At 39.1% G+C, this 25,497-nt stretch carries 26 protein-coding genes and 1 pseudogene; 9 read left to right on the top strand and 18 right to left on the bottom strand.

Translation table 11 applies throughout. The annotated features are described in order from the left end of the window. Positions 1-18: 18 nt before the first annotated feature. On the bottom strand, positions 19-483 hold the full coding sequence (locus Q9Q86_RS00945) for a hypothetical protein (protein WP_004952507.1): 465 nt from the start codon (positions 481-483) through the stop codon (positions 19-21). A 200-nt stretch (positions 484-683) separates the two neighbouring features. Between Q9Q86_RS00945 and metG the strand changes: the two genes are divergently transcribed. Continuing rightward, a complete protein-coding gene (gene metG / locus Q9Q86_RS00940; protein WP_112987339.1) occupies positions 684-2,741 on the top strand; it encodes a methionine--tRNA ligase in 2,058 nt (685 codons plus the stop codon). A gap of 71 nt (positions 2,742-2,812) precedes the next feature. Here the strand turns inward: metG and Q9Q86_RS00935 are convergent, their stop codons facing one another. Next, positions 2,813-3,367, bottom strand: coding sequence for an HNH endonuclease (locus Q9Q86_RS00935; RefSeq protein WP_112987340.1), 555 nt, complete (start codon positions 3,365-3,367; stop codon positions 2,813-2,815). A gap of 189 nt (positions 3,368-3,556) precedes the next feature. Here Q9Q86_RS00935 and Q9Q86_RS00930 point away from each other — a divergent pair, with 189 nt between their 5' ends. After that, positions 3,557-4,522: an MBL fold metallo-hydrolase gene (locus tag Q9Q86_RS00930; RefSeq protein WP_112987341.1), complete on the top strand. Its 966-nt coding sequence runs from the start codon at positions 3,557-3,559 to the stop codon at positions 4,520-4,522. A gap of 57 nt (positions 4,523-4,579) precedes the next feature. Here the strand turns inward: Q9Q86_RS00930 and Q9Q86_RS00925 are convergent, their stop codons facing one another. After that, positions 4,580-5,203: a LysE family translocator gene (locus Q9Q86_RS00925; RefSeq protein ID WP_112987342.1), complete on the bottom strand. Its 624-nt coding sequence runs from the start codon at positions 5,201-5,203 to the stop codon at positions 4,580-4,582. A gap of 311 nt (positions 5,204-5,514) precedes the next feature. Then, positions 5,515-6,195 (bottom strand): DUF1345 domain-containing protein, encoded by a 681-nt coding sequence (locus Q9Q86_RS00920; RefSeq protein ID WP_004952490.1) that lies wholly within the window; start codon positions 6,193-6,195, stop codon positions 5,515-5,517. A gap of 189 nt (positions 6,196-6,384) precedes the next feature. Here Q9Q86_RS00920 and Q9Q86_RS00915 point away from each other — a divergent pair, with 189 nt between their 5' ends. From Q9Q86_RS00915 to Q9Q86_RS00900, 4 genes are all read left to right on the top strand, one after another. Then, positions 6,385-6,933, top strand: a complete 549-nt coding sequence (locus tag Q9Q86_RS00915; protein ID WP_112987343.1) for a TetR/AcrR family transcriptional regulator — start codon at positions 6,385-6,387, stop codon at positions 6,931-6,933. A gap of 13 nt (positions 6,934-6,946) precedes the next feature. Continuing rightward, entirely contained in the window at positions 6,947-8,593 is a 1,647-nt protein-coding gene (locus Q9Q86_RS00910; RefSeq protein ID WP_112987344.1) for an MFS transporter, read from the top strand. Positions 8,594-8,718: 125 nt separating this feature from the next. Then, positions 8,719-9,786, top strand: a complete 1,068-nt coding sequence (locus Q9Q86_RS00905) for an HlyD family secretion protein (protein ID WP_227540270.1) — start codon at positions 8,719-8,721, stop codon at positions 9,784-9,786. A 66-nt stretch (positions 9,787-9,852) separates the two neighbouring features. Further along, positions 9,853-10,719, top strand: a complete 867-nt coding sequence (locus Q9Q86_RS00900; RefSeq protein WP_112987346.1) for a 1-aminocyclopropane-1-carboxylate deaminase/D-cysteine desulfhydrase — start codon at positions 9,853-9,855, stop codon at positions 10,717-10,719. Between the two features lie 42 nt (positions 10,720-10,761). Here the strand turns inward: Q9Q86_RS00900 and Q9Q86_RS00895 are convergent. After that, positions 10,762-11,129, bottom strand: a pseudogene (locus Q9Q86_RS00895) (DUF4870 family protein). A 142-nt stretch (positions 11,130-11,271) separates the two neighbouring features. Here Q9Q86_RS00895 and Q9Q86_RS00890 point away from each other — a divergent pair. After that, positions 11,272-12,468 carry an NAD(P)/FAD-dependent oxidoreductase gene (locus Q9Q86_RS00890; RefSeq protein WP_075696149.1) on the top strand — a complete coding sequence of 399 codons (1,197 nt, stop codon included), beginning with the start codon at positions 11,272-11,274 and terminating at the stop codon, positions 12,466-12,468. Between the two features lie 31 nt (positions 12,469-12,499). Here Q9Q86_RS00890 and Q9Q86_RS00885 read toward each other — a convergent pair whose 3' ends face one another. The 3 genes from Q9Q86_RS00885 to Q9Q86_RS00875 all read right to left on the bottom strand — a co-directional run bounded on the left by Q9Q86_RS00885 (position 12,500) and on the right by Q9Q86_RS00875 (position 14,766). Next, positions 12,500-12,679 (bottom strand): hypothetical protein, encoded by a 180-nt coding sequence (locus Q9Q86_RS00885; RefSeq protein ID WP_004914255.1) that lies wholly within the window; start codon positions 12,677-12,679, stop codon positions 12,500-12,502. A 96-nt stretch (positions 12,680-12,775) separates the two neighbouring features. Then, on the bottom strand, positions 12,776-14,338 hold the full coding sequence (locus Q9Q86_RS00880) for a mechanosensitive ion channel (RefSeq protein WP_112987348.1): 1,563 nt from the start codon (positions 14,336-14,338) through the stop codon (positions 12,776-12,778). Positions 14,339-14,565: 227 nt separating this feature from the next. After that, complete coding sequence (locus Q9Q86_RS00875) at positions 14,566-14,766, bottom strand: hypothetical protein (protein ID WP_026057418.1); 201 nt, start codon at positions 14,764-14,766, stop codon at positions 14,566-14,568. A gap of 212 nt (positions 14,767-14,978) precedes the next feature. Here Q9Q86_RS00875 and Q9Q86_RS00870 point away from each other — a divergent pair, with 212 nt between their 5' ends. Then, complete coding sequence (locus Q9Q86_RS00870; protein ID WP_005403158.1) at positions 14,979-15,401, top strand: hypothetical protein; 423 nt, start codon at positions 14,979-14,981, stop codon at positions 15,399-15,401. 21 nt (positions 15,402-15,422) lie between these two features. On the opposite strand, the gene Q9Q86_RS00865 is transcribed toward Q9Q86_RS00870, so the two are convergent. Beyond that, positions 15,423-16,184, bottom strand: a complete 762-nt coding sequence (locus tag Q9Q86_RS00865) for a ferredoxin--NADP reductase (protein ID WP_112987349.1) — start codon at positions 16,182-16,184, stop codon at positions 15,423-15,425. An 84-nt stretch (positions 16,185-16,268) separates the two neighbouring features. Here Q9Q86_RS00865 and gigC point away from each other — a divergent pair, with 84 nt between their 5' ends. Next, a complete protein-coding gene (gigC, locus tag Q9Q86_RS00860) occupies positions 16,269-17,153 on the top strand; it encodes a LysR family transcriptional regulator GigC (protein ID WP_004914268.1) in 885 nt (294 codons plus the stop codon). Positions 17,154-17,169: 16 nt separating this feature from the next. On the opposite strand, the gene Q9Q86_RS00855 is transcribed toward gigC, so the two are convergent. The 9 genes from Q9Q86_RS00855 to nuoI form a co-directional block, all read right to left on the bottom strand. After that, a complete protein-coding gene (locus Q9Q86_RS00855; RefSeq protein WP_112987350.1) occupies positions 17,170-17,877 on the bottom strand; it encodes a cold shock domain-containing protein in 708 nt (235 codons plus the stop codon). A 96-nt stretch (positions 17,878-17,973) separates the two neighbouring features. After that, positions 17,974-18,267, bottom strand: a complete 294-nt coding sequence (locus Q9Q86_RS00850) for a cold shock domain-containing protein (RefSeq protein ID WP_004914276.1) — start codon at positions 18,265-18,267, stop codon at positions 17,974-17,976. 114 nt (positions 18,268-18,381) lie between these two features. After that, positions 18,382-19,017 (bottom strand): uracil phosphoribosyltransferase, encoded by a 636-nt coding sequence (gene upp / locus Q9Q86_RS00845; RefSeq protein ID WP_004914278.1) that lies wholly within the window; start codon positions 19,015-19,017, stop codon positions 18,382-18,384. 114 nt (positions 19,018-19,131) lie between these two features. Then, positions 19,132-20,628 (bottom strand): NADH-quinone oxidoreductase subunit NuoN, encoded by a 1,497-nt coding sequence (gene nuoN / locus Q9Q86_RS00840; RefSeq protein ID WP_004914279.1) that lies wholly within the window; start codon positions 20,626-20,628, stop codon positions 19,132-19,134. Positions 20,629-20,631: 3 nt separating this feature from the next. Beyond that, entirely contained in the window at positions 20,632-22,230 is a 1,599-nt protein-coding gene (gene nuoM, locus Q9Q86_RS00835; RefSeq protein ID WP_004952461.1) for an NADH-quinone oxidoreductase subunit M, read from the bottom strand. Position 22,231: 1 nt separating this feature from the next. After that, positions 22,232-24,127 carry an NADH-quinone oxidoreductase subunit L gene (nuoL, locus tag Q9Q86_RS00830; protein ID WP_112987351.1) on the bottom strand — a complete coding sequence of 632 codons (1,896 nt, stop codon included), beginning with the start codon at positions 24,125-24,127 and terminating at the stop codon, positions 22,232-22,234. Continuing rightward, positions 24,124-24,432: an NADH-quinone oxidoreductase subunit NuoK gene (nuoK, locus tag Q9Q86_RS00825; protein ID WP_004914285.1), complete on the bottom strand. Its 309-nt coding sequence runs from the start codon at positions 24,430-24,432 to the stop codon at positions 24,124-24,126. The genes nuoL and nuoK overlap by 4 nt, the downstream gene beginning before the upstream one ends. Continuing rightward, positions 24,432-24,950: an NADH-quinone oxidoreductase subunit J gene (nuoJ, locus tag Q9Q86_RS00820; RefSeq protein ID WP_171053817.1), complete on the bottom strand. Its 519-nt coding sequence runs from the start codon at positions 24,948-24,950 to the stop codon at positions 24,432-24,434. The genes nuoK and nuoJ overlap by 1 nt, the downstream gene beginning before the upstream one ends. Next, positions 24,950-25,492, bottom strand: coding sequence for an NADH-quinone oxidoreductase subunit NuoI (nuoI, locus tag Q9Q86_RS00815; protein ID WP_004914290.1), 543 nt, complete (start codon positions 25,490-25,492; stop codon positions 24,950-24,952). The genes nuoJ and nuoI overlap by 1 nt, the downstream gene beginning before the upstream one ends. Positions 25,493-25,497 lie beyond the last annotated feature (5 nt).

Here is a 25,497-nt window from a genome sequence, read left to right as displayed (position 1 = left end):
TTTAGGGTTGCATACTTTTTAATCAAATAGGTTCATATTCTTCTTTTGATTTACTTTATTCATTACAAAATAACAACTGTTCGCCCCCATACAACCCAAAGCCAAAATCGGCAGCATCATGAAATACATCACAACACCAATTTTTAAAGTTGAAAAATCAATGTGGTTCACTTGATCTTCGAACAGAATCGTTAAGACAAGTAAAGCCCAAGCAACTAAGATCACAAAACTTATTTTTAAAAACTGGTATGAATCAAAAATCTGAGTGGGCAGTTTCAATACTGCAAAAACAATCAGATAAAAGATAAAAGCCAAAACGATGAGGATTGGGGTCAAATACATCATAACTTCCATGCCATCACTGACTACATGAAGCAGATGATTCTGTCGATAATTTAAGAACAAACAAAATGGAATCACAAAACTAAAAACAGAAACTAAACTGGCTGAGACTGATGAAAAAACTAATGACCAAGACCTCATTTTTATTTTCCTCTCTTTGATATTGTGATTATTCTCGATCAAACAGATGTACTTTGATTGAAGACAAAGTGAAGCTTGTATGAAGTTTCAAAATAAGATTCCCTTCAGGCTAAAAAGATTTCACCGATTCCCTTGTGCAAGTCGCTCTTAAGTCATGTAAAATCATCCACCTTGTAAATACGAATGAGAGAACAATATCCGTGCGTAAAATTTTAGTCACCAATGCCCTTCCTTATGCCAATGGTCCTATCCATATGGGTCACTTACTCGGTTATATCCAAGCAGATATTTGGGTTCGTGCGATGCGTGCAATGGGTCATGACGTGACTTACGTATGTGCGGATGATGCTCATGGCACAGCGATCATGTTACGTGCTGAAGCGAATGGCATTAGCCCTGAAGCGCAAATTGCCAATGTTCAAAAAGAACACATTCGTGATTTTGATGGTTTTGGTGTGCATTTCGATCATTATGATTCAACTCATAGCGATGCAAACAAAGCTCGTGCATCTGAGATTTATATTAAAAACCGTGAAGCAGGCAATATCGCTGTTCGCCCTGTCACACAATTATTTGATCCTGAAAAAGGCATGTTCTTGTCTGATCGTTTCATTAAAGGCACGTGCCCGAAATGTAAAGCTGAAGATCAATACGGCGACTCATGTGAAGTCTGCGGTACAACCTATAACGCGACCGAGTTATTAAACCCACGCTCAACATTGAGTGGTGCAACGCCAGTTGAGAAATCATCAGATCACTATTTCTTTAAACTACCGAATTTCTCAGAATACTTACAGAAATGGACACGTGATCAAGGTCGTTTACCATTGTCTATTGCCAACAAACTAGATGAATGGTTTGAATCAGGTTTATCAGATTGGGATATTTCGCGTGATGCGCCTTATTTCGGTTTTGAAATTCCAGATGCTCCAAACAAATATTTCTATGTTTGGGTAGATGCTCCAATTGGTTATATGTCGAGTTTTGAAAACTACATCAAAACTAAACGTCCTGATCTAAGCTTTGATGATTTCTGGAAAAAAGACAGCGACAAAGAGGTTTATCACTTCATTGGTAAAGACATTGTTTACTTCCATGCACTGTTTTGGCCTGCAATGCTTGAAGGTGCGAACTATCGCACGCCATCTGGTTTATTCGTAAATGGTTTCTTAACGGTGAACGGTCAGAAGATGTCAAAATCTCGCGGCACATTCATCAAAGCTGAAACTTATTTACAGCACTTGAATCCTGAATATTTACGTTATTACTTTGCTTCTAAGCTTTCTGACAAAGTTGAAGATTCAGATTTGAATTTAGATGACTTCGTACAGAAAGTGAATTCTGACCTTGTCGGTAAAGTGGTGAATATTGCCAGCCGTTGTGCAAAATTCATTAACAGCAATTTCAATAATACGCTTTCAAACACATGCGCTGAACCTGAATTGGTTCAAAGCTTTATTGATGCGGGCGATTCAATTGCTCAAGCCTATGAAGCACGTGAATTCTCTGCTGCTATTCGTGAAATCATGGCTCTTGCTGACAAAGCGAATCAATATATTGATGAGAAAAAACCGTGGGCGCTTGCGAAGCAAGAAGGTCAAGAACAACAAGTTCATGATGTTTGCTCAGTTGGTATCAACTTATTCCGTCAGCTTGCAATTTACTTGGCTCCAGTGCTTCCAACACTTGCGGCTCAAGTTCAGTCTTTCTTACAGCTTGAAAGCTTTGACTTTGCCTCACGTCAGCAAATCTTAGTTGCTCATGAAATTGCTCAATTCCAACCACTTATGCAGCGTGTTGATCCTAAAGCCGTTGCAGCAATGGTGGACGCATCTAAAGATTCTTTAGCTGCTGCGGCAGAATCGCCAAAAGTGGAAAAGAAAAAAGAGAAGAAAGCCGAGAAAAAGCCTGAGCCTAAAGTGGGTGAAGCTGAAATCATTGGTATTGAAGACTTTATGAAAGTTGATCTACGTGTTGCGCAAGTGCTTGAAGCAGCAACCGTTGAGGGTTCTGATAAATTGCTGCAATTGACTTTAGATGTGGGTGAAGCTGAACCGCGTAATGTGTTTAGTGGTATCCGTGAGTTTTATCAGCCAGAAGATTTAAAAGGCAAATTAGTGGTGATGGTTGCGAACCTTGCACCTCGTAAAATGCGTTTTGGTATTTCTAATGGTATGGTACTTGCAGCAGGTAATGGTGAAGGTGTTTGGGTGATTTCACCTGAGTCGGGCGCTAAACCTGGCGATAAAGTTTCTTAAGATTTTAAATCTAAGATGAGAAAAGCCTCTACGTTGTAGGGGCTTTTTTTAGTGCTTTAGATTGTACAAAGTTATTCTTTTTTCCCATAATGTGCTTTTCTATGACAATTTGGACAAATTGCAACGGCATTCTCGACCGTATCTTCTCCACCATCAGCTAATCGAATTTTATGGTGCACTTCAAGATAAGGCATGCCATCTTTTTCTCGTATAAAAGGAGCAACTAAATTACAAGACTCACAAATTCCTTTAGCTCGTAAAAGCACTTCGGCTACCACATCAGGATTCCTATTGAAAACTACTATTTCAACTTTATACTGAGATGGAGTCTTATTTGCTTTAGAAAGTCGTTGCTTTCTTATTTCAGAACTAGTATCAAGTGATTCATTTATTCTTTCTTCAAATTTTTTAATTTCATCTAGAGTTTCTTCATGAAATAAGTTAAATCCAAGTTTTTTAAGCTCAGAAATGGGAGTGGAAGTATTAAATTTACTTGGTTCAATATTAGTAGCTAAAGCATAAATATATTTTAAAGGGTATAAATTTTTACTATTTATACCATAGACATACCAGCTTCTAGGTTTTTTAAATTTGAAAGGTCTATCTCCTTGATCGTATTTTTTCATAGCAAGTTTTATATCATTCTTAGATTAACTCATATTGTTAAATATTCCTTGTCAAAAACTTTTAATTACTTTCTTGATTTTAACTTGTTACTTAAACTTTTCATTAACCTTATAAGAAAAAATTCTATCTAGAACTGATGTTACGAGTATGATACAACAAACATATATTGTCGCTTTAATAATAAACTTATGAATACCTTAAAACCACTTTTCCTCGCTTTAACCCTTTGCACACCAGCCATCTTCACCCAAGCTGCTGAATCCACCATCTCCCTACAAAAACAAGTCGCTGGTTACTACCAATATCAAGCAGGTGACGTACAAATCACAGCCCTGCTCGATGGTACAAACTTTATGTCACCAAGCTTGTTTAAAGACATACCGCAACAACAAGTCCAAGAAATCTTAAAAAAATACTATGCAGATCAAGAGAAAGGCGTACAAACCTCAGTCAATGCCTTCCTCGTTAATACAGGAAAATCTCTAGTATTAGTGGATAGCGGTGCAGCTAGTTGTTTTGGTGCTCATTTAGGTTCAGTTTTAACCAACCTAAAAGCATCAGGCTATCAACCTGAACAAGTCGAGACCATTCTACTCACACATCTACATCCCGACCATGTCTGTGGTATCAGTAAAGATGGCGTTTCCAATTTCCCTAATGCAACCGTATACGTATCAAATGATGAAGCAAGTTTTTGGTTAGATCCGAAACAAGCAGCAAAACTACCGAAAGAAAAACAAGCCAATTACTCAGGTACGGTTGAGAAAATTAAACAAGCGATTGCGCCTTACCAAGCCAAACAACGCTTTAAAACCTATAAACTCGGTGATGACATTCAAGGTTTTAAAGTCATTAATACGGCAGGACATACACCAGGGCATTTTAGCTATGAGCTAAAAACCAAAGATGAAAACGTGGTGTTTATTGGAGATATCGTACATTCACATACTGTGCAATTTGATAAGCCTGAAACGGCAATTGAATACGATATAGACCCGAAAAAAGCCGTTGAAACGCGTTTAAAGCAATTCGCTGATTTTGCTAAAAACGGACAAACGATTGCTGCACCACATTTACCTTTCCCCGGCATTGGACACATTTATTCAGCCGATGGAAAAAGCTATCAATGGATTCCAACTCATTTCAAAGATTAAATGTTTTTATTTAGAATTAGTCCATAAAAAAAGCGACCTTCTTGGTCGCTTCTTTTATCACTTCATTCCAAAGATCAACTTCAATCCAAGCAAGGTCATGACACCACCTGCGATACGATCAAAAACAGCTTTAGACTTTAAATAAACTTTACGTGGTCCTTCTGCTGACAATGCAACAGCCACTAGAGAATACCAACCTGCATCAATAAAGAAACACAAAACTGGCAACACCACATAGAAATAAGTTGGAATTTCTTTAGGTAATAAAGCAGTAAAAATACTGGCAAGCACGATTGCAATTTTAGGATTACTCAATTGCGTGATAAGACCTAAACGAAAAGCTTGTGCATAGCTCATGTTATGAACTGCACCCTCCGTTGATGCCATTGGTTCTTTGGCATGTTTAATAATTTTATAAGCGAGCCAAAGTAAATACAGACCCCCAAAGATTTTTAAAGCCAAATATGCTGAAGGCACTGCAAGTAAGATTGCCTGTAATCCCATCACAGCTAGAAAACCAAACAACGCTGCACCCGTACCTGTGCCAAGCGCAGTAAATAAACCATGTTTACGTGAAATCGCAATCGAGTTTTTTGCAACATAAATAAATGTCGGACCAGGGCTAATCGCACCCAACATCAATGCCAATGTAATCGAGCCTAAAATCAATATTGATTCCAAGATAAACCTCAAAATTAGAATAATTTTCTATCAAATATTTTATGCGAAAAAGACTCATACAAGATACTATTTTTTACAAACCACAGTGCATGGATAAAATCTTATAATTCAATAAATTAATTAAAAACAATAATAAAAATCAAATAACTTCTATAAAAAACTATCAGAATTACTGAGCTAAGATGAGCTATTAAATAAAAAACCAATCATCTACGTTTCTTATTTACCAGATAAAAGATTAAATATTTACTCCACTATTTCACTATTTTGAATAATAAAACTCACCTTATAGATTCATTTAGCATTGTTAATTAGCCAAAACCGATCAGGCTCGCTGCCACATTGATTGCAACCGCCAAAATCACGGTATTAAAAATAAAAGCTAAAACACAATGAAAAATATTCAGATGTCTAAGCTGTGAGCTGGTAATAGAAACATCTGCGGTTTGTGCAGAAGTGCCAATGATATAGCTGAAATAGACAAAATCGAGATAATCAGGTTGATCTGTTTTTGGAAAATCCAATCCCCCATCGACTTGACGGCTTTTCGCAAGATAATAGTCATGTGCATAATGAATAGCGAACAAGGTATGCAGTAATAGCCACGATGAGAAAATAGTTCCTATCGTTAGCAAGATCAGAATCGTTTTAATGATTGCTTGATCTTTCGGAACATGACTGAGTTGCACAGCAATCGAAATAAAACAAACAACGATTGCGATTAAAGCAACCGTAAGTATCATCCACTTCCCTTCATCTTGTTGTTTTGCTCGTTCTAAGATGTGTTCTGGATCTAAACGCCACATCATCTTTAGAATCATAAACAAATATAGCCAGATTGCAGTATTCCAGCCAATTTGTAGCCGTGTTGCCCAATGCCATGAGCTGAATGCTTGCAGCACAAAAAAGATAACGAAGCCCAAAGCAAAAGTTGCGGATAAGTATGGACGATGTTTTAAACCACGAAAAAATCGATGCATGAAGGCTTGCATATAAAACCTACCTTAAAATTTTCAAAATCAAATTGTTTTATTTTTTAATACGATAAGTTTGTTGCTACACAAACCAATTTACCTCTATTACTCAATATAAACAAATCAGATATCGATCGTTTATTTACATCGGACAAATTTGTCCGTTAAATAACTCTTATCCAATTTATATACCTAGCAAGTTCAATAATGAATAAACGTGTTCAACAAGCTGCTCATAATCGCGAAGAATTGCTTCATGCAGCAGAAGAGGTATTTCGGGCTCAAGGTGTACATGTGCCATTACAAGCGATTATTGATCATGCAGGCGTAGGACGAGCAACCTTTTATCGTAATTTCGCTGATCGTAAAGCACTCATGTTTGCCCTACTTGATCAAGCGATGATGCGCTTAGAACAGAGAGCATCCGCTCTACTCGAATATAATGATGGTTTTATTCGTTTGATTGAAGGGCATATTGAACAACTCCCTCATCTGATCGTACTCATTGATTACTGGCGTATCATTGATCGCCAAGACCCAATCATGCTAAACATTTATGAGCGACGAGATAAAGCATTACAACCTTTAATTGATAAAGCCATAGCACATCAATTATGTCGCCCTGATCTGACCCCACAAGACTTTGGCATGATTACGGCGATCTTAGGATCTTCGTTTCAAGGGCATCCTGCTTCTGATCAAGTACGACTGGCAAAACGCGCAATAGAATTATTATTAAACGGCATCAAAATTTAGTTCGAGGAATAATATGGATAACAGCCCTCGCTATCTTGAAACTCCACCCGATTGGTCAGCCGATGAACGCCCTACGCTACCCGGCTCTCCTGCGGCTATCGCACATGCAAAGCCAAAACGTTTTGCATATTTCTTTATTGGGCTATTTATTTGTATTGCTGCCAGTTTAAGTAATGGTTTTATTGTCGCTAATTTACCAATTTTCCAAGGTGAGTATGGTCTCACACCATCACAAGCAGCTTGGTTACCTGCTGCTTATGTGATGGCAAATGTCAGTTCCAATTTGATCTTATTTAAAGCTCGGCAACAGTATGGCTTAAGGCTATTTTCAGAAATTGGATTATTAGTATTCATTGGTGTGTTGGTCTTACACATCTTTGTCAAAACCTATGAAATGGCTTTATTTGTCCGTTTTATTGCAGGTTTAGCCGCTGCTCCACTTAGCTCATTGGGTATGTATTACACCATGCAAGCTTTTGGTAAAGCAGATATGGCAAAAGGGATTTATTTGGCTTTCGGCTTTCAGCAACTTGGTTTGCCTTTGGCTTGGATTATCTCGCCGTTTTTACTAAGCGCCAATCAATGGGATGTGATTTATACCTTTGAACTGGGTTTGGCAATTTGTTGTTTTGCAATGGTGGTAGCTTTAAAACTGCCTCGAAGTATGCGTCTCGCGGTTTTTGAGAAACAAGACTTCTTTACCTTTGCACTGCTCGCTCCAGGTTTCGCCTGCCTGTGTATCGTATTAACACAAGGGCCTATTCACTGGTGGTTTGATAGCCCTTGGTTAGCCTATACCTTGATCGTCGGTTTTTGTTTAATTGTGTTTGGTTTGACTTATGAACATTATCGTCGCAATCCACTGATCATGACACGTTGGTTGGCGACAGGCGATCTTTTGAGTTTCATCGTCAGTGCCTTTGCGCTCAGACTATTAATGTCTGAACAAAGCTACGCTGCGGTCAATTTTCTAAAAACTGTTGGTATGGGTCCTGATCAATTTGTTCCGCTTTATGTGGTTATTTTCTGTGGAACGATTGCAGGTTCAGTATTTAGTGCGCTGACATTTCATCGTGATCGCTTAATTTTAAATTTATTTCTGGCTGAAGTTTTAATTCTGATCGCCTGTGCTTTGGATTATCACCTGACCAGTGATGTACGACCTGCAAACTTTTATCGAAGCCAGTTCTTGGTGAGTTTTGCAGGGGGCGTATTTATTGGTCCACTGCTATTGATGGGTTTTATGCGTACCTTACAACGTGGTCCTCAATATGTCGTGACCTTCATTGTATTGTTCTCAGCCACACAAAACTTTGGTGGTTTAGTCGGTTCATCATTTTTCAATACCTATCAGCAACGCCACACTTATGATTATAAAGTTGAGATTAGTAGCAATCTTGATCCTACCGATCCTCTCGTCGCACAGCGTTTGCAAAGTTATCAACACAGTTCAATGCTCACAACGAATGACCCTGTTTTACAAAACAATCAAGCCCTACAGAATTTAAATAAGGTGGTGACTCGTGAAGCTCAGGTTCGTGCCTATAACGATGTGATTGCCTTAAATGGCATCTTTGCCGTTATTTTGCTGCTTTGGGGCTTATTTAAATATGCTCGGAATAAGTACAAAACCCGTAGAAGCTTGCAAACAGCAAATTAACTTTTATTGTATTTGATTGAGAAAAAATTATGTCTGAACAAGAGAAACCTGAAAGTTCCAAGACCGAAAACGCTGAGCAGAATAATCATGCTCAGTCTGACAAAGCAGTTGAGTCCGTGCCTAAAATGCCACCACCACCGCCACCTACAACCAGTAAATTGATTAAAACTAAACGCTCAACCTTATGGTGGATGCTTTTAGTATTAATCGTGGGGATTACCATTATTTTATGGGCGTGGCGAATTGGTCCATTTCACACAGCGATTGAACAAACTGACAACAGCTATGTGAAAGGCAAAACTACCATTCTTTCCTCACAGATTAATGGTTATATCAAAGATGTATTGGTCAAGGACTTTGATCAGGTCAAACAAGGTCAAGTCTTGATGCATATTGATGCAACCACCTATGATCAAAAAGTCACGCAGGCTGTCTCAGGTGTAGAACAAGCAGAAAATAGTCTAGCCAATCAAACTCAAGCCATCGCCCAACGACAAGCTGATGTGGTTGCAGCGCAAGCCAAACTTGATCAAGTCAAAGCGCAATACGACTTATCCATCGCACAACTCAAACGCTATCAGCAACTTGGAGATAGCGGTGCAGCATCAAAATCTGAACAGGATAAAGCGGCTGCGGATGCACAAAATAATCTAGCTTTGCTCAAACAAGCGCAGGCGAATATCCTCGTTGCACAAGAAGCATTAAAAACGGCACAAGTCGCTCAAGCTGGACTAAAAGCACAAGTGAATAGCGCACAAGCGCAATTAGATCAAGCCAATACCACAAAGGATTACAGCACGATTGTTGCACCGTTAGATGGTCAACTCGGTGAGGTCAATCCACGAGTAGGTCAATACGTGGCGGCAGGAACACAATTATTGTATTTAATCCCGAAACAAACATGGGTGATTGCGAACTTTAAAGAAACGCAAATTGCCAATATGAAAATTGGGCAAAAAGCGTATTTTACTGTGGATGCCATGAATCATCAGAAATTCACAGGACATGTAGAGCAAATTTCCCCTGCGGCTGGTTCCGAATTTAGCGTACTAAAACCTGATAATGCCACAGGTAGCTTTACTAAAGTGGTGCAACGGATTGCAGTGCGTATTGCGATAGATCCAAACCAAAAAGGCATCGAAAATTTACGTCCTGGTATGTCCGTGATTAGCTCTGTAGATACCGACTCTTAATGCAGCACTGACATTCTCAATCAAATACATTTACAATGTGATCAAATTCAATTTTAGTTTATTCAAATGTTTGATCACATTGCTTTTCCAACTCCTTATCAAACATTAGACCTTCCCTTTCCTGTACAATTGATGGTGAAACGTCTTGATCTCATTCACCCTCAGATTTCAGGGAATAAATTTTTCAAACTGAAATACAATCTACTCGAAGCTAAGCAACAAAATTTGAATCAAGTACTGACCTTTGGCGGGGCCTACTCCAATCACATCGCTGCAACAGCTTATGCAGCACATTATTTTGGTTTTCAAAGTATTGGCATTATTCGTGGTGAGGAGTTAGCTAAACAAGCGTTCAATCCAACCCTGCAAACCGCACAAGATTTTGGTATGCAACTGCATTTTGTCAGTCGAGCTGAATACCGACTTCGCCATGAAGTTGAGTATTTACAACAATTAAAACAGCGTTATCCAAATACTTTGATTATTCCAGAAGGCGGGACTAATCAACTTGCGATACAAGGCACGAAAGAAATTCTGTCTGCTGATGATCGAGAAAATTATGATGTGATTTGTTGTGCTGTCGGTACAGGTGGCACGATTGCAGGGATCATCGAAAGTAGTTCAGCTCAGCAGCATATTTTAGGCTTTTCGGCACTTAAAGGTGATTTTCTCAAGTACGATATTCAACAATGGACCAATAAAACCAACTGGTCTTTAACAGATGAATATTGTTGTGGTGGTTATGCCAAAACCAATTCTGAACTGCTGCAATTTATGCAGCAATTCGAACAACAATATGCTGTTCCACTAGAGCAGGTCTACACAGCTAAAATGATGATGGGATTATTTGATTTAATTCAACAAGGGCACTTCCCTGTGAATACGAGAATCTTAGCGATTCATACAGGTGGACTACAAGGACGCATGAAATAAAAGTCACCCTGAAGTGACTTTTGATCTACTGATTCTAACGGCTTAAAACCATCCATCACCGATTGGTTTATTGTCCATAAACACCACAAGACCTTTTACTATGCGATAAATAAACCAAATCGACACCGCAAACAAGATTGGAATGCCGATGAGAACAAATGACAATACGAAACCAATCACAGCACCAATGAGGGTGAACCAAAAGGTTTTGATTTGCCATTCAAAATGGCTCGCCAACCACGTACCTTGTACTTCATTACGTTCCATATAGTTCATGATGACAGCTGCAATACTGGTCAAACCCACAAAAAAATACTGGCTGCATATAAACCATAGGCAATTAAAGTATATTGTCTTAGTTGATCTTGGTTGTTCGGCTGAATATCATTTAAAAATGTTTTATCGTTCATTATTTTTTACCCCTCTATAGAATTCAACTTTATAGCATGCCTTGATTTTAAAGGCATATTTTTTAATCAAACAATCGACATACTCAAAAGGCTTTAAATCTTCTATAATTGCCCGCTTTTCGTATTCTATCGAGTAATGCTCATGGTTCATCAAGTTGATGTGGTTGTTTTAGGTGCAGGTGCATCGGGCTTGATGTTAGCTGCTGAAGCAGGCAAACGTGGACGTTCAGTCGTCGTACTTGAAAAAGCCAATAAAGTCGGTAAAAAAATTCTGATGTCAGGTGGTGGTAAATGCAACTTCACCAATTTAGAGGTAGAGCCTTCCAACTATCTTTCAGAAAATCCTCATTTTGTGATTTCAGCCTTAACCCGTTATACCAATTGGGATTTTATTGGTTTGGTCTGTGAATACGGCATCGAATATGAAGAACGTAAACATGGTCAGCTCTTCACGCTGAAAGGCTCTAAAGAAATTCTTGAATTGTTACTTTCAGAATGTAGCAAATCAAAGCACGTTGAAATTCAAACACACTGCGAAGTTGAACAGGTAAAAAATAAAGCAGATTCAGGTTTTATTATTGAAACCAATCAAGGCACTTATCACTGTGAGTCGTTAGTAGTTGCCACTGGTGGTTTATCGATTCCAACATTAGGCGGTTCAGGTTTTGGCTATGAACTGGCAAAGCAGTTCGGACATCATGTATTTCCAACCCGTGCTGGTCTTGTTCCCTTTACTTTTTCAGATCAGTTTAAAGAGGTAACCACTCGCCTAAGTGGTAATGCATTAGATGCAACCTTGATCAACGATCGTCATCAATTTACTGAAGCACTTTTATTTACCCATCGCGGTTTAAGTGGTCCAAGCTCCTTGCAACTATCCAATTACTGGCATGTTGGAGAAAGTTTTAAAATAGACTTTTTCCCAAGCCAAGATTTATTGGATTTTTTCAAAGCCAAGAAAAAATCACAACCTAAAGTTCTACTCAGAACTTTACTGAATGAGTTCACTGCAAAAAGTATCGTTATTGAGTTACAGCAACTCATTTGGGCGGATCACAGTGAAACTGCGATTGGCAATATCAGTGATGCTCAACTGGAGCTCATTGCAACACAACTACATGCTTATGCTGTAAAACCTTCAGGAACTGAGGGATATCGAACTGCAGAAGTGACTCTCGGTGGCGTAGATACCAGCGAGGTATCCTCCAAAACCATGGAAAGTAAAAAACAAAAAGGCTTGTACTTTATTGGAGAGGTTCTCGATGTAACAGGTCATCTTGGGGGATATAACTTCCAATGGGCGTGGTCATCAGCACAAGCCGCTGCTCAATTCGTCTAGAAAATTCAAATTGAGCAGATCATTTGATGAACTAAGAGTGATGCTCAGGAGAATTCGCTGCTTCAACAGAAGAGGATTGCGAGCTATTTGATGTTGATTTTTCTTTGCTCGTGCCAGACTTTGCGATCACGAATTTATATGCACTTGCCAAAAATCCTACGGTGATTCCAGCAATAATAATCGGTGCAAATACGCGGTTAGGCTTCTTCATTTAATTCTCCTATAGACTTTTTATTTATTGAAAAAACAAAACGACCACCCTGTTAAGAGTGGTCGAATTGATCAAAAAAATCAAAGATTATTTTTTCTATTCATCTGAATATGGAGATGAAGGAGGAGTTGGATTGCTATTGGTACTAATTGTAGGTTGATTTTGATGAATTGGATTTGGTTGCTTAGCTTCGGTTTTTGCTTTATCCAATAAATCTGTCAATAAACGTTCAGCAGGTTGACGACCGCCTAAACCAAATGCTAATGCAAAAGCAACTGCAACAGAACCCAAAGTCAAACCAAATGCCAAGTTAACAATCGAATCGGCAATACCCATTGCTTTTAGACCCATCGCAATAACCAAGCCCATGATCAAAATGCGAACTAGATTACCTAACCAACGTGAGCTGTTGTATTCACCACGTTGCACGACATTCGCAACCACATTTGCAAGCCAAAAACCGATGACCAAGATCACAGCACCGAGTAAAATGTCTGCACCGAATTGGATAAACATGGCAATCAAGCCACTTACCTGTTCTAAGCCTAAGCGATTCGCTGCTTCAGAAACAGCAAATAACATAGTAAAGAACACGATCAAATAGCCAACAATATCAGAAACACGTGTTTGTCCAAGAAAACGTTGTACATCAAGTTTCATCGGAACTTCGTCAACACCAGCACCAGATATTAATTCAGCGACCAAACGTCCAACAAATCTCGATACCACATAAGCCACAATTAAAATCAATCCAGCCGCGATAATTTGTGGAATTGCATGCATGATTTCATTCAACATCGCTGTTGCTGGTTGTGAAATTGCTTCAACACCCAATGCTTCAAATGCCACAATTAATGCTGTAATGATAATAATTGCAAATACAAATGAACCTAAGAATTTAGAAACACTTGAATTTTTAAATAATCCGATCTTTTCTGCTTGAGCCTGTAAACCTAAGCTATTGGTTAAGCCCTCAACAATACCACGAACGATTTTCGCTAAAATGTAACCAACAAAAATGATTACGCCTGTAATGAATAGATTCGGTAAGAATGCAATTGCTTCATTTACCATATTCTGCACAGGAACAAGTAGCCCAGTTAAACCGAGAATAGATAAAACAATCGGCAAGAATAATAATAGAACTAACCAATAAAAGATCTCAGCAATATTACTGCTCAGTGAACTAACACCAACTTCACTACTTAACTTATCGTCTAACTGAGTTTTGGATAATACATTGGTCAAGCCTACACGTACCAAACGTGCAACAATCCAACCAATAAATCCGACGGCAACAGCAGCTAACAGATTTGGAATATAAGCCAGTACACGACCAACCATATTGCTAAATGGATCGCTTACACCACTAATATTTAAGACATTTAATGCACCAACAACGGCCAAAATCATCACAAACCAAAATACAAGTTTGGAGATGAGACTTTCTATATTGGGCGCTCTACCAGTCGCCGATGACAATTTATGATTGGTATCAAATTTTTGTAATAACTTTTTCACGCCTGCTGCAATCACTAGGGCAATAATCCAACCCACCAGTAGAATAACAATTGCGGCTAATATTGGCTGAAATTGATCCCAATAATACATTGCATCAAATCTCCCTCTTTGGGATGGATCACTAAAAATTTCATTCATATCTTGTTATCCTTTTATGTGTTTTTTAAGTCAAATACAGCTACCCATACTCATTCTGTTAAGAGAACATCACGAATGGATATCTAGACCATAATTTTTGTTTAATTCTCAATCAACGAACAGCATCACTAATACAACAAAAATTACGCATAATTTTGCAAAAAAAGCCCATTAGTTCACACCAATGAGCTCGTTAAATCGATTAGGTTTGGTCTAAGATAGATTGCTTACGCATTTAAAAGGACCGAGTGCAACTGTGACATGATCACTTGTGCAGTAGGTTTATTCGAATGGTCTGCAACCATAAAAATTAATAATGCTAGCAAGAACAGCCCTACGATAATGAGCATATAGACTGGTAATTTCCTTTTCCTTGCTATTTCTTCTTTACTGGCCACATGAGGCTGTGGCTTACTAAAATCATGCATCATAGTTTGCCCTCATCCTTTTATTGCTTAGACCTTTATATTAGCAATGGACTGTGTTGCATTGTGTGACAAAGCTTCGCACTATCGTTGTTTTATTTGCATAACTCTACTTTTTATTATTTGCATTCTTGTATAAAATATAGGCGGTTTAGAAAATGATAAAAATAAGCTATAATCCTCTGTCACGTTTCTGTTCTGTTTTTAATTACTGTATGTCCTATAGCCAACAAAGTGTTTCTCTAGATTTAGACACTGATGTCACACATCAATGTTTTTTACATCACACACGCGATGAACATTTGATTGGTATTATCGAGTTCAATAAACCAAGCTATATTTTAAAATGGGGTGATCTAGAATATTTCCGTCGACGTACTGAAGAATTCTCGGTTATGCCCTTACCCGATTGCATTAATGCAATGATTATCGATATTCGGAATGTACAACCATTTCTCGATAATGAAGTTCCGATTTTACCTTGGCGATTACTTGAAGAAGATTGCCCAGTTCGACTGGTTGTTCCCCATGATCGCTTAGAGCACTACACTGGACTTTTTGAGCCCACATGGCTGAATACAGATGTTGATACCGCAATTCAAGAAATCCGCGAATTTATGGATATGTTTGTTCACTAATAACATATCCATGCGTACCTATTACCAATAGTTCTCTACAGCAATATTTCCCTCACCACGACGATTCATCGTCAGTCCACGTTGTTTTAATGCATCCTTGGTATCTTCTACCATTTGTGGATTACCACATAACATCACATGGCTAGTAGCAGGATTGAGTGATAGGCCAACCACTTTTTCTAGCTCACCATTTTCAATCAAAATAGGTAAACGATCATGTAGGGTTGCATTTGGATCACGGGTAATAATTGGTACAAATTTGAACCCTGTATGCCCTTCACCAAAACTCTCAGCAATCTCTTGTATACGATCTACATAAGCCAGTTCAGCTATAGATCTCACACTATATATAAGATGAATATGCTGATATTTCGTCCACGTTTCAAAGTCTTGGAGCATAGATAAAAAGGGAGCCAATCCAGTACCTGTGGCTAATAACCATAAATCATGAGCTAAAGGCAATTGATAGCGAGCTAAAGTTAGATACCCATACGCAGTTTTGTCGAGATATAACTCATCATCGACTTCAAGATGTTGAAGGTTTGAAGTAAACGCACCATCAGGTACAACGATAGAAAAGAATTCCAGATTTTCATCAAAAGGTGAAGAAACGACTGAATATGCACGAACCACCAATTCACCATTTACCATCAACCCAATACGAGCAAATTGACCTGCTGTAAATTTAAAATGGGCGGGTCTCGTCATCGTGAAACTAAAAAGATTGTGAGCCCAACGATGTACAGATAAAACCTTTTCTACGGTAAATTTTTCAATTGACATGATTTGAACGTGGCACGAAACAGTATGCTCATGTTAGCATGATCGAATATTTGATGGATACTCAAAACATTAAGGCTATATAACATGCGAATGACCTTACGCCAATTGGCTGTTTTTGTGGCGGTCGCTCAGGAAGGAACCGTAACCAAAGCCAGTGATGCTGTTAGACTTACTCAAAGTGCAGCAAGTATGGCTTTAGCTGATTTAGAAGATGGTCTTGGTGCGCCATTGTTCGATCGACTCGGCAAGCGTTTACAGCTTAATGATTTGGGACGCTTTTTATTGCCACAAGCATTAGAAATATTAGGTCGCTGTGAATCTTTTGAGCAAGCAGCCAAAGGTGAATTACAAAGTATTGACCTTAGATTGGGAGCAACGCTCACAATCAGCGACTACTTAATGCCTGATTTAATGGCTGATTTCTTACAAAAACACCCACAAGCACACTTACAATTACAAGTGGGTAATACTCGTCAAATGATTGAAGCAGTCAATCAATTCCAACTGGATTTGGCTTTAATTGAAGGTTCTTGTCATTTGCCACAATTACAGTGTATTCACTGGCGTGATGATGAATTAGCCGTTTGCTGTGCACCTTCACATCCTCTTGCTCAAATTCAACGTGCATTAAGCCCTGCTGACTTTCTAAATGTTGAATGGATTTTACGTGAAGAAGGCTCTGGTACACGTGAAGTTTTTGACAATGCAATTTTACAAGATGTTCCTGATGCGAATATTCGTTTGACCTTAGGTCATAACGAAGCAATTTTAAAAATTGTAGCGGGTGGGCTTGGGATGTCCTGTGTATCAAGATTGGCGATTGAGCCTTTAGCTGAAAAAGGTCAATTGGTCATCCTTGACACACCGTTCTGGCAACTGACAAGACCACTTTATATGCTGGTACACCGTCAAAAATATCAGGGACCAGGATTAAAAGCCTTTCTACAATTTTGTGAAGATCAGATTTAAATCTGATCTTTTTAATTTACCATCTCGAATCATTCTCACACGGTTCACCATCATTATCACCATCCATTTTGGTATTAGGACAATTGCGCACAAAGAACTCTGCTTCTTCACGTGATCTCATTTGTGAACAATGTTGGCGTCCATCACATTTAAATTGAGTCTGGTTCGCTGTCGATTGTTGTGATCGGTTATTCATGACAGGAACAGATGTCGAGGCTTGCAGAGCGTTTTCTGTCTTTTGAGATAATTTAATTTCTGGCAGTTCACCCAAAGCATCTCGTTGCTGTTGCACAATTTTCTTCTGCTCTGCAATCAGCTGTGCTGTTTTTAATTCTTTTGATTCTGCATACGACTGATATTTTTTAAAAACTAATCCTCCTAAAATAGCAATCACAATCAAGCCAATAATCATAAAAGTCATACCTTTTTGATTTTCATGTTTTTGCTGTGATACCGATTTATTTTGTGTAGATGAGTTGTTGGCATAGTTTGGATAATCAATATGTGCTTGTTTTTGATCTAAGCGCACAATATTTGCAGCTTTAAACTTTCCATTATTATCTTCAACGATCAAAAATTTTAGTTTTTCACCCATTTTAGGTTCACCAGATGCTTTAGGAAAATCTTTGATATGGAAGAAAACATCAGTTTGATGACCATCTACCTTAATAAAACCAAAACCTCTTTCTGTATCGTATTTTTTTATTTTTCCTTCAACAAACATTTTGCACTCAATTTTTCATGTTTTGGTTATTCTAATAAAAAAGAGACCCTAAAGCCCCTTTTCTCATGATATTTCAATAAAAGATTACTGTAATGATCAACGTCTTAAGTTTGATAACAATTCATTAGTAATCGACTTATTGTGATCCATGATTTTGTTTTTCTTAGTTTTAGCGGGGTTAGGATCAACACGCTCAATTTTAATTGCTTTATATTTACCTTGATTTTCTACAACTGAAAATTTCACTTTTTCATTGCGCTTAGGTTCACCTTCAGCTGCAGGGTAATCTGAGATATGAAAAAAGATATCTTCACCATTCGATGCAATAAAACCAAATCCTTTCTCAGGATTATATTGCTTAATTTTCCCGTGGTAGAGCTCTTGCTTCATGACATTTATCCTACTTTACGATGATGCTCATCATACTATATAGAAAATAAAAAAGAGACTTTCTATTTCCCTTTCAAATAACAGAAATAAAAAGTCTCTTTTCATATTTAAAAATTAATCTTTTTGCACACTACCAAAGATTTTATCGCCTGCATCACCTAAACCAGGCACGATATAACCTTCTTCATTCAGGCCTTGATCAATTGAAGCCGTATAAATACGAACATCAGGGTGTGCCGCTTCTACTTTTGCAATCCCTTCAGGAGCAGCAACCAAAATCATCACTCGAATATCTTTACAGCCACTAGCTTTCAATACATCAATTGCAGCAATCAATGAATTACCCGTTGCAAGCATAGGATCAATAATCATCGCCAAACGATTAGCGACATCTGGTACTAGCTTTTTATAGTAAGTGCGAACTTCTAAAGTTGCTTCGTCACGCTCTAAACCTAAAACACTCACCTTTGCACTTGGAATCAGGTTAAGTACACCTTCTAGCATTCCAATTCCTGCACGAAGAATCGGAACAATCGTGATTTTTTTCCCTGCAATACGTTGAGTTGTTACTTTCCCTGCCCACCCATCAATTTCGTGATCCACAACAGATAAGTCCTTTGTTGCTTCATACGTCAATAGCATCGTAACTTCTTGCGCTAATTCACGGAAGTTCTTAGTACTAATGTCAGAGCGACGAAGTAAACCAAGTTTATGGCGAATAAGCGGATGACGAATTTCTTGAATCGACACGAGTAAGTACCTAGCTAATATAAATATTCGCTTATTATAAAGTGTTTTTTTACTATTCAATAAAAAAGCCCCCAGTTTTGGAGGCTTTTTTGTACAAATCAGATTATCGGATGATTACTGTTGCTGAGATAACATGAAATGTAATGGAGAAAGAATCTCTGATTTCAATGCTAAATTGATCATTGGATCTGGATAGATACCCAAGAACAATACCAACAATGCAGCACCTAGTACCATAATCCCACCAACTTTAGTTCCCCAATGCGCATCAGCATCAATACGAGGAGTATCTGGTGAAGTCATGTACATAACAACCATGACACGCAAATAGTAGTACAAACCGATACCACTACCCACAACGATCATTGCAGCTAAGAACCAGTGTTGAGTTGTTACTGCAGCCATGACCACAAGGAACTTACCAATAAAGCCCGCTGTTAATGGGATACCAGCTAGCGATAACATCATCACAGTTAATGTTGCAGTCAAAATCGGACGACGCCAGAACAAACCACGGTAGTCCGCAAGACTTTGTGCTTCATCCACGTTGTTATAAGGGCTCGACATTAACGTAACTGCACCAAACGCACCGATTGTTGTAAGTACATAAGTAATCACATAAACCGTCACGCTACCAAGGCTCGCATAAGTCATGCTAATTAAAGCAATTAACAAATAACCAAAGTGAGCAATCGACGAATAACCAAGAATACGTTTCAAGTTTACTTGACGTACTGCAAGTAAGTTACCTACTAAAATTGACAATACAGCAATAATTGTAAGAACTGTTACCAGCGATTCAACTAGGATTGCACCTGACGCCAATAAGTAACGTACAAACAAACCGATCGTTGCTACTTTCGCAGCTGTCGCCAAGAATGTTGCCATCGGTGCTGGAGCACCTGCATACACATCTGGTGTCCATTTGTGGAATGGAGCAAGTGACAGTTTAAACGCAACAGCAAAGATGATTAAGCCTAAGCCCAATAACACCATTGGCTGTTTGATTGCAGTGAATAACGCTTGTACAGAATCATAGAATGATAATGAACCTGTATAAGCATAAATATACGCCATACCCATTAACAACATTGCAGATGCCGTCGCTGAAAGCACAAGATATTTAATCCCTGCTTCCAAAGATTGGCTGCGCTGATGGGTATATGCCAACATACCATATACTGGAATTGACATTAATTCTAAGCTAATAAAGAACGAAGCATAATGAGAGCTAGCAACCATCAACATCGCACCTGCTACTGAACACAGTAACAAGATGTACAACTCTTCGCGATTGTCTTTATATGTCTCAATATAAGCATGTGACAAAGTACAACATGCCAAAGCTGCGATCAAAATCATGAATTGATAGAGCATGGTAAATGGATCAACCATAAACATGCCCATCACGTTTACAGGTGCATAGTGACCTGTATACGCAGTGTATGCGATAAAAATTGCAGCGAGGTTAAGCCCCACAACTGAAGTTGTTGCGATTAAATTATGATTACGTTTAATCGAAATCAATAACATCACAACAATTGCAGTCAACGCCACAATCATCACAGGGACGAGCGGCATAAGTTCAGAAAAAGAAAGTGTGAAGTTCATGGTTTATTGCATCTCCACATGCTCAAGTTGAGTTGCTGTCTGCTGAACAGTTTCAACAACTTCTTGTACTGGCATATAACTATTTACTAACCATTGCATGCTTGAATGCGATACATCCAAGAATGTTTGTGGGTAAATACCTAACCAAACCAAACCGATCACACAGATCATCAAGATAGTAACTTCACGTGCTGATAAATCTTTTAATGGGCTTGTATAGTGCTGCTGTTGCTCTGGATTTGGTGTACCAAACAATGCTTTATGAATCAAAATCAAACCATAAAGACCAGCAAACACCAAGCTTACTGCCGCAATAATCGTGAATACAGGATAAGCTTTGAATGAACCCATCAAGATCAGGAATTCACCAATAAAGTTACCTAAACCTGGTACACCTACAAGTGCAGCTACAAAGAACATTAAGAAAAATGGAAGGTACTGCAGCTGACCGCGTAAACCACCCATTAAGCGTAAGTCACGTGTATGTAAACGCTCATAAACCTGACCAGACATGATAAATAATGCAGCAGATGACAAGCCATGTGCCAACATCATGATCATAAGCCCCTGGAATGTCAGGATATTACCTGCGTAAATAGCAAGTAAGATGAAACCCATGTGCGAAATAGACGTATACGCAAGCAAACGTTTCATATCTGTTTGCTGGTACGCTAAGAATGCACCGTAGAAAATACCAATCAAACCAAGAATGATCGCAATATCAGCAAATTGTGCTGATGCTGCTGGGAAGAATGGGATAACGAAACGAAGTAGACCATAGGCTGCTGTTTTAATCAAAATACCAGCTAAGTCCACAGAACCTGCAGTTGGTGCTTGTGCATGCGCATCAGGTAACCAACCGTGTAATGGGAACACAGGTAATTTCACAGCAAAACCGATGAAGAAACATAGCATAAATGCATAAGCAACTTCAGGCGGTAAGTGGTTCGCCACAGCCAATAGATAGTTGTAATCGAAGCCAATCATACCTGTCATCATGTATCCATAAACCACAAGGCCTAAGATACCGATCAACATGATCAAACCAGCAATTTGCGTGTATAAGAAGAACTTGGTTGCAGCATAAACACGTGAACGACCATTCGAGCCTTTATGACCCCATAACGCAATCAAGAAGTAGATTGGTACGAGCATCATCTCCCAGAAGAAGAAGAACAAGAATAAGTCAATCGCTAGGAATACACCGATAACACCACCTAAACTCCACAGGAGGTTTAAGTGGAAGAAACCAACATTCTTTTGGATCTCACCCCATGAACAGCCAACCGCAAGTACACCAAGTAATGCAGTCAGTAATACCATGAGTAAAGATAAACCATCCACTGCCAAGTGAATGCTAATGCCTAGTGTCTGAATCCAAGGTAAATGGAACTCAGCCGCCCAAGTTGGGACTTTACCACCCAGCTCGTAACTAAATGTACCACTTTGCCAAAGTGCAATGCCTAAACCAAAGGTAATAAGCATACCAATTAAGGCAATCCAACGCGGTAATTGTTGGTCGAATTTATCAACCAACCAACAAATAAAACCAGCAATGAAAGGAACTAAAATCAGTGCGGGTAAAATTAAATTGTTTTCCATTTTATTTCCCCACAACCTGAATCACGATCAAGATCATCAATAGCACCACTACACCGAGTGACATGCTTGATGCGTATTCACGTAATGAACCAGTTTGACGCGAGCTAGTAAAGGTATTACCACCTTTCACAATCGCAGGTAGTACTAGCCATAAACCATCAACTGGATCACGACCTAAGATTTTCGCAATCAATAAATAAGGTTTGACGAATACGATGTCATACAAAGCATCAAAACCAAATGCTGTGCGGCAAATATGTGCTAAACCAGCGCCCAATGATGTTTGAGCAAATGATTTAACAGCACCATATGCGAAAGCAAATAGGAAGATACCTACTGCTAAACCAGCAAGAGCAATACCACTCGCCAAATGTTCTGCATGTACAACTGCTTCATGTAAAGTTTCAGGGATAACAAAACTTGGAATGCTTGCGGCAGTCAATAAATTTGCAACTGGTGCTTGCAAGAAGTAACCAATTCCTGTTGATAACACAGCAAGAATCGCAAGTGGTGCCCAATATGTCACACCATGAATTTCATGCGCATGTGTTTTTTCTTCACCGAAGAATACGACCCAAATTAGACGGAACGTATAAATAGAAGTTAAGAAAGCACCCGCTACACCAACCCAATACAATGTGTTGTAAAGTGGAATATTTGCAATTGTAGACTGTGCATATACTGCACCTAAGATGGCATCTTTAGAGAAGAAACCAACAGTTACGATTGGAAGTGCAGCCAATGCGCCACCACCGATGACGAAACACCAAAATACGAATGGAATCTTTTTACGTAATCCACCCATTTTGAAAATGTTTTGTTCGTGATGACATGCAAGAATTACGGCACCCGAAGAAAGGAACAATAATGCTTTGAAGAATGCATGAGCCAACATGTGGAACAAACCAGCTTGGTAAGCTTCAGCACCTACAGCCATAAACATATAACCTAACTGACTCATAGTTGAGTAAGCCAAGATACGTTTGATGTCGGTTTGAACTAGCGCTGCAAAACCAGCCACAAGCAATGTCACAGCACCTGTAATCGAGATGAACTGCATCACTTCTGGTGCCATTTCCATCACGGAGAACATACGGCAGCATAAGTACACACCTGCTGTAACCATTGTTGCAGCATGGATCAATGCAGATACTGGTGTCGGACCTGCCATCGCATCAGCCAACCATGTTTGTAATGGAATTTGCGCTGATTTACCTGCTGCACCCAAGAACAACATTAATGCTGTCCAAATTGACAATGATGAGCTTTGCGTCATTACAGTCGCTGCATTTTCAACGATGTACTGAGTATTCAAAGTACCAAATTGTTGATAAAGCAAGAACAATGCGATGAGTAAGAATACGTCACCGACACGTGTTACTGTAAATGCTTTGATTGCTGCCCAACCATTTGCAGGATTAGAGTAATAGAATCCAATCAGTAAGTAAGAGCAGAGCCCCACGCCTTCCCAACCCAAGAACAATAACGCTAAGTTATCACCGAGTACCAACAACAACATGCTAGCAACGAATAGGTTGAAATAAGAGAAGAAACGCGCGTAATCTTCTTCACCACGCATGTACCATGATGCAAAGATATGAATCAGAAAACCTACACCTGTGATCATGCCCGTCATTAATAATGACAAGCCATCAAGATGTAAGCTAATACCTGGCTCAAAACCGCCAACACTGAACCAAGTCCATAAATGTTGAACAAAAACGGTTTGACCACTGCTCGTAAAAGCAAGACCAGCAATTAAAGCAAATAGAGCAGATAAACCAACTGAACCAACACCAATAATGGCAGCTACATTTTCAGAAAGTTTATTGCGCCCTGCCGCTAAAAGGATAAAACCAATGAGCGGGAATAAAACGGTTAAATATAATGTACTCATCCGCGCATCTCACTAGCAGCATCAACATCCAAGTGATGGAAGCGATGATAAAACTGAAGGACGATCGCAAGACCGATACACGCCTCGGCAGCAGCAAGTGTCAAAATTAAAATAAACATCACTTGACCATCTGGCTGAGACCAAACGCTACCTGCTAGGACAAATGCTAATGCAGCAGCATTCATCATGATTTCAAGGCTCATTAGCATAAATAATAGGTTGCGACGCACCATTACACCGTAAAAACCCAGTGCAAAAAGGATGGTTGCGACAATCAAACCATGTTCTAAAGGGATGTGTCCCATTATTCTTTATCCTCTTCTGCACTTGGTTCACGTTTGCCTAAGTGATATGCAGCAACTAAGGCTGCAAGCAACAACATCGCGGCAACTTCTACCAATAATAGATAGTGAGTAAATAACGCTTGACCTACGGCTTTAGGACCTACGATTTCTAAGCCCATTGGTGCAGAAATCGTGGTGTATTCACCGTTTAACATCCAAACAAGTGTCAAACCTAAGATAAAACTCAACATTGCAGGATATGCCCATGCATCTGAGGTTAACCATTTACTTTCTTGTTCAACTGTTTCTTGACCTAGGTTGAGCATCATCACAACGAAGACAAACAAAACCATGATCGCGCCTGCATAGACAATGATTTCAAGTGCAGCCGCAAACGGTGCACCCACAATCATGAAAATACCAGCAACAGCGAGCAATGAAACAATCAAGCTTAATAACGCATGTACAGGGTTCGTGTTAGTTACAACACGAACTGTCGAAACAATGGCCACAAGTGCCATCAAATAAAATGGCCACATCATGGTAATAAGCTCCGTACATCAACTGGTGCACTTTCTTTTTGTGCTTGGCCTTTGTCTTTACCTGTTACAGCCATACCTGTTACACGGTAGAAGTTATAATCAGGATATTTACCAGGACCTGAGATGAGTAAGTTTTCTTTCTCATAAACCAAATCTTGACGAACGTATTCAGCAAGCTCGAAATCAGGCGTCATTTGAATAGCAGTTGTAGGACATGCTTCTTCACACATACCGCAGAAAATGCAACGTGAGAAGTTAATACGGAAAAATTCTGGATACCAACGCCCATCTTCTTTTTCCGCTTTTTGCAATGAAATACAGCCTACTGGACAAGCAACCGCACAAAGGTTACATGCTACGCAACGCTCTTCACCATCAGGATCACGCGTCAAGATAATACGACCACGAAAGCGTGGAGGTACAATTTGTTCAGCTGGTACTTCTGGATATAAAATCGTGTCACGTTTACGTGTGGCATGGCTAAATACCATCCACAACGAACGTACAATCGATCCAAATCCAGCTAGAATTTTATACATTTTGT

The sequence above is a fragment of the Acinetobacter sp. A22 genome, from assembly GCF_030913345.1.
Taxonomy (GTDB): domain Bacteria; phylum Pseudomonadota; class Gammaproteobacteria; order Pseudomonadales; family Moraxellaceae; genus Acinetobacter; species Acinetobacter junii.
This window is presented reverse-complemented; position numbering and strand designations above follow the sequence as displayed.

What these genes read in the sequence shown, in the direction of transcription:
- Q9Q86_RS00945 (WP_004952507.1), bottom strand. Translation starts at nt 483, where the DNA reads ATGAGGTCTTGGTCATTAGTTTTTTCATCAGTCTCAGCCAGTTTAGTT.
- Q9Q86_RS00935 (WP_112987340.1), bottom strand. Translation starts at nt 3,367, where the DNA reads ATGAAAAAATACGATCAAGGAGATAGACCTTTCAAATTTAAAAAACCT.
- Q9Q86_RS00930 (WP_112987341.1), top strand. Translation starts at nt 3,557, where the DNA reads ATGAATACCTTAAAACCACTTTTCCTCGCTTTAACCCTTTGCACACCA.
- Q9Q86_RS00920 (WP_004952490.1), bottom strand. Translation starts at nt 6,195, where the DNA reads ATGCAAGCCTTCATGCATCGATTTTTTCGTGGTTTAAAACATCGTCCA.
- Q9Q86_RS00915 (WP_112987343.1), top strand. Translation starts at nt 6,385, where the DNA reads ATGAATAAACGTGTTCAACAAGCTGCTCATAATCGCGAAGAATTGCTT.
- Q9Q86_RS00910 (WP_112987344.1), top strand. Translation starts at nt 6,947, where the DNA reads ATGGATAACAGCCCTCGCTATCTTGAAACTCCACCCGATTGGTCAGCC.
- Q9Q86_RS00905 (WP_227540270.1), top strand. Translation starts at nt 8,719, where the DNA reads ATGCCACCACCACCGCCACCTACAACCAGTAAATTGATTAAAACTAAA.
- Q9Q86_RS00900 (WP_112987346.1), top strand. Translation starts at nt 9,853, where the DNA reads ATGTTTGATCACATTGCTTTTCCAACTCCTTATCAAACATTAGACCTT.
- Q9Q86_RS00890 (WP_075696149.1), top strand. Translation starts at nt 11,272, where the DNA reads ATGGTTCATCAAGTTGATGTGGTTGTTTTAGGTGCAGGTGCATCGGGC.
- Q9Q86_RS00885 (WP_004914255.1), bottom strand. Translation starts at nt 12,679, where the DNA reads ATGAAGAAGCCTAACCGCGTATTTGCACCGATTATTATTGCTGGAATC.
- Q9Q86_RS00880 (WP_112987348.1), bottom strand. Translation starts at nt 14,338, where the DNA reads ATGAATGAAATTTTTAGTGATCCATCCCAAAGAGGGAGATTTGATGCA.
- Q9Q86_RS00875 (WP_026057418.1), bottom strand. Translation starts at nt 14,766, where the DNA reads ATGCATGATTTTAGTAAGCCACAGCCTCATGTGGCCAGTAAAGAAGAA.
- Q9Q86_RS00870 (WP_005403158.1), top strand. Translation starts at nt 14,979, where the DNA reads ATGTCCTATAGCCAACAAAGTGTTTCTCTAGATTTAGACACTGATGTC.
- Q9Q86_RS00865 (WP_112987349.1), bottom strand. Translation starts at nt 16,184, where the DNA reads ATGTCAATTGAAAAATTTACCGTAGAAAAGGTTTTATCTGTACATCGT.
- gigC (WP_004914268.1), top strand. Translation starts at nt 16,269, where the DNA reads ATGCGAATGACCTTACGCCAATTGGCTGTTTTTGTGGCGGTCGCTCAG.
- Q9Q86_RS00855 (WP_112987350.1), bottom strand. Translation starts at nt 17,877, where the DNA reads ATGTTTGTTGAAGGAAAAATAAAAAAATACGATACAGAAAGAGGTTTT.
- Q9Q86_RS00850 (WP_004914276.1), bottom strand. Translation starts at nt 18,267, where the DNA reads ATGAAGCAAGAGCTCTACCACGGGAAAATTAAGCAATATAATCCTGAG.
- nuoN (WP_004914279.1), bottom strand. Translation starts at nt 20,628, where the DNA reads ATGAACTTCACACTTTCTTTTTCTGAACTTATGCCGCTCGTCCCTGTG.
- nuoM (WP_004952461.1), bottom strand. Translation starts at nt 22,230, where the DNA reads ATGGAAAACAATTTAATTTTACCCGCACTGATTTTAGTTCCTTTCATT.
- nuoL (WP_112987351.1), bottom strand. Translation starts at nt 24,127, where the DNA reads ATGAGTACATTATATTTAACCGTTTTATTCCCGCTCATTGGTTTTATC.
- nuoK (WP_004914285.1), bottom strand. Translation starts at nt 24,432, where the DNA reads ATGGGACACATCCCTTTAGAACATGGTTTGATTGTCGCAACCATCCTT.
- nuoJ (WP_171053817.1), bottom strand. Translation starts at nt 24,950, where the DNA reads ATGTGGCCATTTTATTTGATGGCACTTGTGGCCATTGTTTCGACAGTT.
- nuoI (WP_004914290.1), bottom strand. Translation starts at nt 25,492, where the DNA reads ATGTATAAAATTCTAGCTGGATTTGGATCGATTGTACGTTCGTTGTGG.